Source organism: Capnocytophaga sp. oral taxon 324 str. F0483 (assembly GCF_000318315.2).
GTDB classification, from domain to species: Bacteria; Bacteroidota; Bacteroidia; order Flavobacteriales; family Flavobacteriaceae; genus Capnocytophaga; species Capnocytophaga ochracea.
In genome coordinates this window covers 34,783-46,768 of the sequence record NZ_KB291496.1, presented here as the reverse complement: position 1 = coordinate 46,768, position 11,986 = coordinate 34,783, and the positions used below count along the sequence as shown (strand labels likewise).

The 11,986-nt window shown below is 40.1% G+C and carries 11 protein-coding genes; 7 read left to right on the top strand and 4 right to left on the bottom strand.

Features of this window, described 5'->3' with window-relative positions; all coding sequences use genetic code 11:
* Positions 1–380 precede the first annotated feature (380 nt).
* From HMPREF9072_RS02715 to yihA, 7 genes are all read left to right on the top strand, one after another.
* On the top strand, positions 381–2,498 hold the full coding sequence (locus HMPREF9072_RS02715; protein ID WP_009410412.1) for a peptidylprolyl isomerase: 2,118 nt from the start codon (positions 381–383) through the stop codon (positions 2,496–2,498).
* Positions 2,499–2,631: 133 nt separating this feature from the next.
* A complete protein-coding gene (locus HMPREF9072_RS02710) occupies positions 2,632–2,898 on the top strand; it encodes a hypothetical protein (RefSeq protein WP_009410411.1) in 267 nt (88 codons plus the stop codon).
* Positions 2,895–3,344 carry a PIN domain-containing protein gene (locus HMPREF9072_RS02705; protein ID WP_009410410.1) on the top strand — a complete coding sequence of 150 codons (450 nt, stop codon included), beginning with the start codon at positions 2,895–2,897 and terminating at the stop codon, positions 3,342–3,344. The genes HMPREF9072_RS02710 and HMPREF9072_RS02705 overlap by 4 nt, the downstream gene beginning before the upstream one ends.
* 160 nt (positions 3,345–3,504) lie before the next feature.
* Positions 3,505–4,146, top strand: coding sequence for a pyridoxamine 5'-phosphate oxidase (gene pdxH, locus HMPREF9072_RS02700; RefSeq protein WP_002673663.1), 642 nt, complete (start codon positions 3,505–3,507; stop codon positions 4,144–4,146).
* Positions 4,147–4,246: 100 nt separating this feature from the next.
* Entirely contained in the window at positions 4,247–4,603 is a 357-nt protein-coding gene (locus tag HMPREF9072_RS02695; protein ID WP_009410409.1) for a hypothetical protein, read from the top strand.
* A gap of 214 nt (positions 4,604–4,817) precedes the next feature.
* On the top strand, positions 4,818–5,582 hold the full coding sequence (locus HMPREF9072_RS02690; RefSeq protein ID WP_002673660.1) for an alpha/beta fold hydrolase: 765 nt from the start codon (positions 4,818–4,820) through the stop codon (positions 5,580–5,582).
* Positions 5,579–6,184: a ribosome biogenesis GTP-binding protein YihA/YsxC gene (gene yihA / locus HMPREF9072_RS02685; RefSeq protein WP_009410408.1), complete on the top strand. Its 606-nt coding sequence runs from the start codon at positions 5,579–5,581 to the stop codon at positions 6,182–6,184. Before HMPREF9072_RS02690 ends, yihA begins: the two co-directional genes overlap by 4 nt.
* Positions 6,185–6,219: 35 nt before the next feature.
* Here the strand turns inward: yihA and metF are convergent, their stop codons facing one another.
* From metF to HMPREF9072_RS02665, 4 genes are all read right to left on the bottom strand, one after another.
* A complete protein-coding gene (metF, locus tag HMPREF9072_RS02680) occupies positions 6,220–7,173 on the bottom strand; it encodes a methylenetetrahydrofolate reductase [NAD(P)H] (protein ID WP_009410407.1) in 954 nt (317 codons plus the stop codon).
* Entirely contained in the window at positions 7,151–7,744 is a 594-nt protein-coding gene (locus tag HMPREF9072_RS02675) for a GrpB family protein (RefSeq protein WP_009410406.1), read from the bottom strand. The genes metF and HMPREF9072_RS02675 overlap by 23 nt, the downstream gene beginning before the upstream one ends.
* 11 nt (positions 7,745–7,755) lie before the next feature.
* Positions 7,756–10,167, bottom strand: a complete 2,412-nt coding sequence (gene thrA / locus HMPREF9072_RS02670) for a bifunctional aspartate kinase/homoserine dehydrogenase I (protein WP_009410405.1) — start codon at positions 10,165–10,167, stop codon at positions 7,756–7,758.
* Between the two features lie 113 nt (positions 10,168–10,280).
* A complete protein-coding gene (locus HMPREF9072_RS02665; protein ID WP_009410404.1) occupies positions 10,281–11,258 on the bottom strand; it encodes an alpha/beta fold hydrolase in 978 nt (325 codons plus the stop codon).
* Positions 11,259–11,986: the final 728 nt, after the last annotated feature.

Sequence of the window (11,986 nt, the reverse complement as noted above, 5' to 3'; positions counted from 1 at the left end):
ATTTCTGAGGCACAGCCTCATTCCTCTAACTCAAACTCGCACCTCATTTTCTAATTCCCAAATTTTCTAATTTATCAATTAACCATTAACCACTAACCATTTAATCAACAGCCTTTTACCTTTTACCTTTTACCTTTTACTTAAATAATTTTCAGAATTATTTTTGCATTTCCACAAAAAGCATTACTTTTGCCGTTTGATTAATAACACCAAACAATTTTATAAATGAATCAAGGGTTAAAAAATGGCATATTGTTTTATTGAGAGTTGTACTTTGTAGCTTGTCCCCCTTTGGGGGAACGGGGGCTTTTAATGAAACATTTAAACATTCCTTAATCCAACCTGATTCACATTATACTTTTATAAACGATTTATAAACAATGGCAGTACTCGAAAAGATTAGAAGTAAAACCGTATTCCTTATCGCGATTATTGGGCTCGCCCTCTTCGCTTTCATCATCTCCGACTTCATAGGTAAAGGGCGCTTTAGCAACCATACACCCAACGAAATAGGTAGCGTAAATGGCGAAGAGGTACCTATCGATGCATTCCGTCAGCAAGTGGAAAATGCTACCCGTCAAGCTAACGGACAAGTATCTAGCATCGAAGCCGCTAAATACGTCTGGGAACAAAACGTCCAACAAATCCTACTCAACCAACAAATCGAAAAATTAGGTCTCAGTGTAGAAAAAGACCAGATTTTAGCAATTCTTGCTAAAACACCGCTCGCTCAAAATCCTCAGTTTGTGAATGAGTACGGAGTGTTCGACGCAAATAAATTCACCAACTATTTGGCTACCCTCAAAAACACCAATCCACAAGCCTATGCTCAGTGGAAAATGCAAGAAGATGCTATTATCGAAGATGCTAAACAGCGAATGTATTTCAGCCTTATCCGCGCAGGTCTCGGCGTTACCAATACCGAAGCCGAAATGGAATACCATCAGGAAAAAGACCTCGCCGATATCAGCTATGTAGCGTTGCAATACAGCTCTATCGATGATAAAAGCGTAAAGGTAACCGATAGCGAGATACAAGATTATATCAAGAAACACGAAAAACAATTTAAGCAAGACGCTTATCGCAATATCCAGTATATAGTAGTGAGCGAAAAACCATCGCAAACCGATATTGAAACCGAAAAAGAAAGCCTACTCAAGCTCTTGCAACCCGAAGTAGTGTTTAACAGCAAAACCAATAAAAACGATACTATTGCAGGCTTTGCTAAAACAAAAAACATCAAAGATTTCGTAGACCGTCATTCCGATGTGCCTTACGATAGCACTTTTGTAAATAAAGACAATCTTCGTTCTTCTTACGCCGATACTCTTTTCAACCTTCCGGTAGGCAAAGTGTTCGGTCCTTATGAAGAAGACGGAAGTCTCAAACTCAGCCGTATGATTGCCAAACAACCAGGCGGTGCTGTGAAAGCAAGCCATATTCTTATAGCCTACGCCGGCAGTCAGGCAGCTACGCCTAATACTACCCGTACTAAGGAAGAAGCTAAGGCAAAAGCCGAAGAGCTTTTAGCTCAAGCCAAAGCAGCAGGTGCTGATTTTGCGCAACTCGCTCGTGAAAATTCCGAAGAACCAGGAGCTGTTTACAGTGCAGGCGACCTCGGGTTCTTCTCCAAAGGCGCTATGGTAAAACCTTTTGAAGAATTTGCTTTCAACAATGCTGTAGGTACTATTGGGTTAGTAGAAACCGATTTTGGTTTCCACGTAGTAAAAGTAACTGATAAAGCCGAAGCAGTGAACATCGCTACTATCAGCCGTAAAGTAGACCCTTCCGAAGCGACTATCAACTCTCTTTTCTCTAAGGTAACCAACTTCGAAATGAAGGCAGCTCAAAATCCCAAAGAGTTTGCTAATATTGCTAAAAAAAGTGAACTTTCAGTGCTCCGTGCCGATAACCTACATAAGAACGACGACCAAATTATAGGATTGGGCTCTAACCGTTCTATCGTACAATGGTTGTTCCAAAAGGACACTAAAATAGGTGATATCAAGAAATTCACCAGTGGTGGTAACTATATTGTAGCCCAATTGGTAAAACAAGGCGAAGAAGGTATTAGCTCAGTACAAGATGCTGCTCCTATGGTAAAACCAATTCTCATTCGCGAGAAAAAAGCCGCTATCTTAAAAGAGAAAGCCAAAGGCAATAGCCTCGAAGCTATCGCTTCAGCTAACAAAACCGAAGTGAAAAGCGCTGCGAACCTCATAATGAAAAACCCGACTATCATAGGCGAAGGACGTGAACCTAAAGTAGTAGGTGCCGCCTTCGGGCTCAAACAAGGTCAGCTTTCTAAACCTATCGACGGCGAAAATGCGGTATACGTAATCCAACTTACCTCAGCTACTGTAGCTCCTGCATTGGATAACTACAAAACCTATGCTGAAACTGTTGAGAAACTCCGCACCGACCGTGCTGCTCAAGGTATTCTCAAATCATTGGAAAGCACTGCCACCATTAAAGAAAACCTAAGTGCTTTCTATTAATAAATAGAAATTAGGAAAATAGAAAACAGGAGTTAAAGACATACATCTTTAACTCCTGTTTTCTTACATTCAGTAATTTTTCAAATTTGCTAATTTGTTAATTATTTTTTACTTTTGCCAAAAAAAGAAGATTATGCCCTACATAATTACCATTACGGACAACAATCCTCAAGCTTTAGCTTTTGTAGAATATGCCAAGAAACTTGACTTTACAAAAGTTTCTATGAGCAAAGAGTTTGACGAAATTATCTCTTACAACGATGATTTAGAAGAAGATGAATACGGTATACCTATCAAATACCGCGAAGAAATAATGGCTATGAGTAAAGAATCTAATAGAAATATAGCCAGACGTTGGAGAGAAGATCTCGCTAAAAAGAAAGAGAAACAAGCAATATGATAGTTATTTTAGATACTAATATTATCTATAGTTGTTTTTATAAACCCAATGGAGTAATTGCTAATATTTTAAAGGATAAAAAGAAAAACATTCAGTTTATAGCTCCTGATTACCTTTTAGAAGAAATAGAAGAACACTTGCCTAAAATTATGAAGAAGAATAATCTTTCTAAAAAGCAAGCGAATATTCTTTTGGAAGAATTTATTCAGAACATTACTTTTTTTAAAGTAGATGATATTTCCCAACAATATTTAGATAAAGCAGAAGAAATAGCTAAGTTTGTCGATCCTGATGACTACCCTTTTATAGCTCTTCATTTTGAAAAAGGGCACAAGATATGGACTTGTGACTTTGAACTAATTAAAGGACTAAAAGAAATGGGCTATGATATATGTGTAACGACCAAAGACCTTAAAGCCAAACGTTATAAAAAAACAACTGACTAACTATTCCACATTTCCTATTTCCCTCAGCTGGCGTGGGCTTATAGTTCAGCTGGCGCGAGCTTGTAGCTCGTGCCCATTCTAATTTTCAAGTTTGCTAATTATTTTTTATCTTTGCATCACCAATCTTTTACCTTTTACTTTTTATCTTTTACCTAAACAAATGGATTTAAGCAACTACCGAAAAACGTATAACAAGCGTGCTCTTTTAGAAAGCGATGCTCCTGAGAATCCTATGCAGCTCTTTCAAACTTGGTTCTACGAAGCCGATGAGAGCAACAGTGTAGACGAAGCCAATGCAATGTCAGTAAGTACCATAGGACTCGATGGTTACCCAAAGACCCGCGTAGTACTCCTTAAACAGTACACTTACGAAGGCTTTATTTTCTACACCAATTACAACAGCGAAAAAGGGAAAGCCATTCTCGCCAATCCTCACTTGTGTTTATCTTTCTTCTGGCCATCTCTCGAAAGGCAAATCATCATCAAAGGTATTGCTGAAAAAGTCCCTGCCAATACCTCCGACGGTTATTTTGAGTCACGCCCTTTGGGCAGTCAGTTAGGGGCAATAGTATCACCACAAAGCGAAGTAATCCCTTCAAGAGAATACCTCGAAGAGCACCTACACGCATTAGAAAAACAATACGAAGGCAAAGAAGTACCCCGTCCTGAGCATTGGGGAGGTTTCTTAGTCCGACCACAAAGCCTTGAATTTTGGCAAGGACGCCCTAATCGTCTACACGACCGTCTGCGTTACACTCTTACTGAAGACTACGATTGGAAATTAGAGCGATTAGCGCCGTGAAAGAGTCGCACACTTTCCCAAAAGGTTTAAATTTTGGCAAAGTTGAATTGTCAATTTTGTGAGTTTGTAGCTCGTTCCATAATAATACAATATAAATCCTATGATAGAGAAAGATTACCTCAAACGGCAAATAGAACTTTTCTTTGAAGAGCTCACCGCACTATTGAGCAAAAAGCCCGCAAAAGAAGAGCAACTCAAATATTTGGACTACTTAGCCGAAAAATATACTCCACACACACTTACTTATTTCATCAATACTCCTACTGAAACAATACTTTTAGCCTATAAAAATAGTGAAGATACCTTAGAAATCATCTCAGAACTATTGTTTTTTTTCGATGATAAAGCTACCCTCCAGAAAACCGCTGATATTATAAAATACCTCAATCGTAGTAGCAAAGAATATTCTTTCAGGAGAAATACTCATTTACAAGAACTCATACATAAGTTACAATAACCTTTGGTTAATTTGCTAATTTGTAACTATTTCTTATTTTTCACATTGGAAAAAACATTGTTGTACAATGGAATATTTTATTGTATTTGCTTAATAAATAACTATTTGCGTTAATAATAAGAAGAGAGAGTAAAAAATATTTTCACTTTCCTGCACGTAAATAGAAATAAAAATATTACCTTTGTAGCTCAAAAAAACTTTTTGATAAAAACCAATGACAGTAGAAGTAAAAAAAGAAGGTAAATTTTCATACATCGAAAAAGGTGAGGGCACACCTATCATTATCTTACACGGATTGATGGGGGGGCTTAGTAACTTTGAAGAAGTAGTTTCTTTTTTTTCCAGCAAATATAAAGTGGTAGTCCCCGAACTGCCTCTCTTCTCTATGCCATTGCTCACAACTTCGGTGAAAACATTGGCTAAATATATACAGAAATTCATCAAACACAAGAAGTTTGAAAAAGTAATCCTGCTCGGCAATTCACTTGGTGGACACGTAGGCTTGCTCTATGCAAAAATGCACCCTAAAAACGTACTCGGATTAGTGCTTACAGGTAGTTCTGGATTGTACGAGAAAGCAATGAGCGATGGCTATCCACGTCGTGGTGATTACGATTTCATCAAAAAGAAATGCGAAGAAGTGTTCTACGACCCTGCCGTAGCTACTAAAGAAATTGTAGATGAGGTATTTGCTAACATCTCTGATCGCTCTAAACTCATCAAAACTTTGGCTCTTGCCAAAAGTGCTATCCGCAACAATATGGCAAAGGATTTGCCTAAAATGGAAACCCCTACTTGCCTCATCTGGGGTAAGAATGACAATGTAACCCCTCCTAAAGTAGCTGAAGAATTCCACGAACTATTACCTAATTCTGAACTGCACTGGATAGACAAATGTGGTCACGCTCCAATGATGGAACATCCTCAACAGTTCAATGATATTTTAAATAAGTGGCTTGAAAATAAGGAGGTAAGATGATAAAAAAAGCTGAATTTGTGATGAGTAACTCTCAGGTGAGTAAATGCCCCAAGGAAAACTTACCTGAATATGCTTTTATAGGGCGTTCCAATGTAGGGAAATCGTCGCTCATCAATATGCTTACCAATCACAAGAATTTGGCTAAAACTTCAGGTCGCCCTGGGAAAACCCAACTCATCAATCACTTCAAAATAGACAATAGTTGGTTTTTAGTAGACCTCCCTGGTTATGGTTATGCAAGGGTATCCAAAGAAACTAAAAAGGTATTTCAGCAATTTATTACTAAATATTTTGAGGAACGACAACAGTTGGTATGCGCATTTGTATTAGTAGATGTGCGCCACGAACCCCAGAAGATAGATGTAGAGTTTATGCAATGGTTAGGTGAACACGGTATTCCGTTTGCTATTGTCTTCACCAAAGCCGATAAACTCAAACCTTTAGCTATTGAACGCAATATAGCTGCTTATCAACAAGTACTCCTCGAAACTTGGGAAGAATTTCCGCCTTACTTCATCACTTCTGCCGAAAACAAAACCGGTAAAGAAGAACTTACCCATTACATTGAACAAATCAATGAAGAAATAAAAAATAAGAGATAAAAAATAGGATTTCTTACCTCTTATCTCTTACCTAATTAAAATACTTCTGATATTACTTTCACTATATTATCTGATTTTCCCATTGAATAGTAGTGCAAAACAGGTACCCCAGCGGCTTTGAGCTCTTTGCTCTGCTGAATTGCCCACTCTATACCCACTTGTTTTACCTCGTTGTTGTTCTTGCAGGATTCCACTGCTTTGATGAGCTCTTCGGGGAAATCTATTTTAAAGGCTTGTGACAGTAGGTTGAGGTGCTTTTTAATAGCAATAGGCTTAATCCCTGGAATGATAGGTACATTGATGCCTGCTTCTTTGGCTTTCTCTACAAACTCAAAATACTTCTGATTGTCAAAAAACATCTGTGTTACCACATAGTCGGCACCAGCATCTACCTTTTCTTTTAGGCGCGCCAAGTCCGAGGTGAGTGAGGGAGCTTCAATGTGTTTTTCAGGATACCCCGCTACTCCTATACAGAAATTAGCCTTATGGTCGGCAGCAATGCCGTTGAGGTAAATCCCCTTGTTCAAATTACTGATTTGAGTAACGAGTTCGGTAGCGTAGGTATGTCCGCCCTCAGTAGGCTGAAAATAACGTTGTTCTTTCATCGCATCACCGCGCAAAGCCATTACGTTGTCAATACCCAAGTAGAGACAATCTACCAATAGATACTCAGTTTCTTCTTTTGAAAAACCACCACAAAGCACGTGTGGTACTGTATCTACCTTGTATTTATGCTGAATAGCCGCGCAAATACCCACGGTACCAGGGCGCATACGGGTTACTTTTTTTTCCAATAATCCATTAGGGTGTTCAATGTAATAATACTCCTCGCGTGAGGTAGTTACATCTATAAACGGAGGATTGAACTCCATTAGGGGGTCTATGTTTCGGTATAGTTCTTCAATATTATTTCCTTTTTTAGGAGGTACTACTTCAAAGGAGAAGAGCGTTTTTCCTTTGGCATTCTTAATATGGTCTGTTATTTTCATATTTTTCTTTAAATTCTTCTTTTGCTATCAGTGTATATTGTTTCACAAAGTCTGTTTTATGAGCGGTATAAGCATCTCGGTCGTGTTCAAAAGGTTTCCAAAGCGATAATTTAAGCGTTTCATAGTCTTTGGCTACCGATGGGTGTGCTTGCAGTTCATCGCGAAAATAGAGTTCGTCATTATCGCCTTCATAATGCAAGTGCAGATGAAACACACGTTCTGCAAACCCATTAATAGTATAGCCTTTATTAAAAGAAATCCTATCGTTTGTTTCATTCATACATAGATAACCTGATTGTAATATGAGTTCTTTTAGCTTCTGAAATGAACTGTCTTTCTTCACTTCTAATAATATATCAACAATAGGTTTGGCTTGTATCCCTTCCACAGCAGTACTGCCTATATGGCTTAGCCGTACCACTTCGTTAGAGGGTAATTGTTTTAAAAGGAAACTGCGTTCTTCCTCATACCATTCTTTCCACAATGGGTTGTGCTGTGTAAGATTGATAGGGAACAGTTGCCACAATTCCTGCAACGACATTTTTAACAAAGGATTTTCTTCTTGATTCATAGTGCTAACCCCTAAAACCTACTTTTTTCTGCTAATCTTAAAATATCGCCAAATACCCCGCGTGCGGTTACCGAAGCGCCTGCACCTGCTCCTTGTATTACGATAGGGTTATCGCCGTAAGATTCGGTGTAAATTTCAAAAATAGAATCGGCACCTTTTACCTGACCAAGGGCACTATTGCGCGGAACCGATACGAGCGATACGTCTAACTGTACCGTTTCGGTAGAAGCTAAGTCGCCGTGAAGGTCACCTACATAACGCAGTACGTGGTCGGGGGCTTGTGCTTCTTTGATTTGCTGATAAGGCACATTGAACTCGTCTAAACGTTGCAAAAAGTCTTCCACAGAGCCTTCTCTCAAATGTTCGGGGATAAGGTTTTGTATCTTCACATCGGTGAACTCATTACCTAAATCGAGTTCGCGGGCTAAGATGAGCAGTTTGCGACCTACATCATTACCACAAAGGTCTTCACGAGGGTCGGGTTCGGTATAACCACTGTTGATAGCGTGTTGGAGCACCTCGCTAAACGGCTTGTTTTCTGCTGAAAAGGTATTGAACAGATAGCTGAGTGTTCCTGAGAATATTCCCTTGATACGGGTGATGTTTTCGCCCGAATGGTGCAAGAGGCGAATGGTGTCTATCAAGGGTAAGCCTGCCCCTACATTGGTTTCGTAGAGATAAGTTTTTTGGTGTTGTTTGAGAGTTTTGCGCAGTTCTTGATAGAAGTCAAACGAAATAGTATTTGCTATTTTATTAGCAGAAACCAAGTCGTAACCACTCTTAATCAGTGGAATATAGTTGTCTACAAAGGTTTTGCTGGCGGTTACATCTACGGCGATAAGGTTCTCTAAGTGATATTTATCTACAAAGGCTTGCAGAGTGTCGAAACTATAAGGCACAGCTTCTTTATCGAAGGCAGAGCGCCAATGACTGCCAATTCCTTTTGCATTGGTGAGCACTTGTTGTGAATTGGCGATAGCAACGATGCGCAAACTGATATTCTTGCGGTGAAGTATATTGTCGTGTGCGGCAATCACTTGGTCGATGAGGGTAGCCCCTACGGTACCTTTACCAAAGATTACCAAATTGATACGGCGTGAAACCCCAAAGATTTCACCGTGAATTACGTTCAATGCCTTGTGGAGTTTTTTGGTTTTGAGTACCAAACTCACGTTTTTGCCCGTTACGGCATTGTTGATGAGCAAAGGAACGATTTGGTTGCGTATCAGTGCGTTATAAGGGTGGTGGAAAGTAGCAAGTGGTTGTCCTACGATAGAAATTACAGCTACATCTTCTACGATGCTCACACTGCTTACATCATTGGTGTAGAAATCGTGTGAGAATTCTTCGTCTATAGCAGCTTTGGCAAGTTTAGCATCTTTAGAAGCTACTACCAAGCCTACCCCGCGCTCCGATGACCCTTGCGAGATGATACTCACACTGATACCTTTTTGTGCGAGCGCTTTAAAAATACGCGCATCTACACCCACCTTGCCCAAGAGTCCGCGACCTTCCATCACGATAAGGGCATTGTCTTTAATTACCGAAATCGATTTGATGCCCTCTTGCACGCTTTCTTGGTGAATGAGTGTGCCGGCGTCCTCACTGTTGAAAGTGTTTTTGATACGCAACGGAATGCCTTTTTCAATGAGTGGGATAATGGTTTTAGCGTGGAGTATAGAAGCTCCAAAGTTAGCCAACTCATTGGCTTCTTCGTAAGAAAGATGACGTATAATTTTGGCTTCGGGTACTAACTCAGGATTGGCAGTGAAGATACCGTCGACGTGGGTGTAGTTTTGCAGTTCGGAAGCGTTGAGGTAGTTAGCTAAAAGCGCTGCTGAGTAGTTACTGCCATTGCGCCCTAAGGTAGTAGTGTCGCCTTTTTCGGTGGAAGCGATAAAGCCCGTAACCACTGCCACACAATTAGGAGGAATGGTTGCAAAGCGGTCGCGGGTGAGTTTTTCGGATATTGAGTTGATGATTTGCGCATTGCCTACCACAGCATCAGTTTTGAAGATTTCACGGCTATCCACAAAAGTACTTTCCAAGCCTTTGTGCTGAAGTAGTGCTACCACAAGCTTAGCCGACATCAGTTCGCCTTGTGCCAATACCAAATCTTTGGTCTTAGGGCTGTAGTCTTTCAGTAGCGAAACGCCTTCGAGGAGTTTTTCGAGCAACTGAAATTCGGGCTCAAACGATACACGAGAGTTATACTGCTGTTCGTCTTTCAGTTGTTGAAAGTCGGCAGTATAATCTTCGCCTTTACTTGCTTTTTCGAGCAAAGCCTCTAATTCATCGGTAGTGTTGCCTCGCGCTGAAACTACTACCGATAGAGGTTCTTTATGTGAAGTAATGATAATATCAATCACCTTTTCAATACCGTCATTGGCAAGTGATTTTCCACCAAATTTTAATATCTTCATAATAATTGACAATTAACAATTCATAATTAATTTTCAACTTTGCCAAAGGAGTGAGCCACACAGGCAGAAAAACTTTGGCAAAGTGTAGTGATGCTTTTCTTATCTCTTATCTCTTACCTAACAAACACTTTCTTTAAATACTGTTCTAACTGTTTGTGTTCTATCAGGAAAGCATCGTGACCGTGTACAGAGTGGATTTCGTAATAATCTACAGGTTTGCCCATTTCACGGAGTTCGGTTACGGTATCGCGGTTCTCTTGAGGAACGAAATACAAATCAGAATCGGTGCTTACGATGGTAATGTGTGCGGTGATAGGCGCTACTGCTTCGGCAAAACTACCGCGTTCTTTTGAAATATCTATCGTTTTTACCAATTGGTTCATCAGTTTGTAGGCGGAGAGTGAGAAGCGCTTGTGCAGCTTGTCGCCGTGGTGTAAAAGCCACGTTTCTACATTGTATAACTGCAACGGAATGTTGGTGGTGCGCTCAAACTTCAGTTTCAATGATTGAGGAGTGCGGTAACACAACATCGCGTGCAGGCGTGCATCGTGCAAGGGGTGTGTAGAGTTTTTGAGTATCTGCTCTTGCAAGAGGCAGTTGCCTATAATCCAGTCGGTTGCCTTCCAATCGGCAGCTACGATTATGAGTTCTTTGAAAAGGGTAGGGGCGAGGGTAGCCATTTCCCAAGCAATACCGCCACCTAACGAGCACCCTACAAGGGCAAATACCTCTTTAAGTCCTAAATGCTCGGTGAGCCCTTGGTTGAAAATACGCGCTATATCTATACCCGCCCAATGCTCATAGTTAGGAATCATATCTTCTTCGCGTGCTCCAAAACCATTGCCAGGGATATTAAAAGCTACTACCGTGTATTTGAGGGTATCTATCAACTTCCCTTCACCGATGGCTTCTTTCCACCAGCCGTTTTCACCCGTTACTTGTGAATTACCTGTAAAAGCGTGATTCACCACTACCACCGGAGCTGTGCCTAAGGCTTTTCCAAACACTTGATAATACACCCTAAGAGCGGGAATGCGCACCCCACAAGAGGTAACGAAATCAGTAAGAGGATAATGTAGAATATCGGACATAAAGGCGTTGCGAAATAGTTTATATGAAAAGCATTTAGATATATTTAGAATTATTTTCTTTTTCAGATACTCTAATCGGAAAATAATTCTGTGTTAAAACGCTATTATTTTTATATTGATTTTGAAAGGCGCAAAAGTAAAAATAATTTTCTAAATAGACAAATAGTTTTTATTACATTTATTACAATCATTCAGAAAGGCAAGAGAATTAGGAAATGAGGAAATGAGAGAATGAGAAAATGGGGTAAATGCTAATAATGCCAGAAATACTAGAAATACCAGAAATGTCAATAATACTAACAAGGAGAATGGACGAGTCGGTCTTTTCAGACGAGTCGGACAGGTCAGAGGAGGGGGGTGGAGGATTCGGAAGGAAACGGAAGATTTCAGAAGAAGGAAGGGAGAGGTTTTGATGAAAAAAGGGTGTGAGGATGAATGTAGTTAGCTTATAGGTAGCTTATAGGAAGCTTATACGAATCTTGGACGATTGGTATAGGAAGGGTATATAAGTGGTTGATTCATAGTATAATACAGCGATGCAAAAAATAGTAAAAACGGGGTTTCGAGACGAAAGAAAAGGAAAAGGTACTAGGCCTTAGGCCATAGGCACTAGGAGGGAGTGTAATACAAACCTCCCCCTTTACACATACCCAGCTGTCGCTGGCTACCTTCAAGAGGGAAACTGTGGCGAGTTATTTATTCGGTAAGCCCCCGAACCCCCGAAGGGG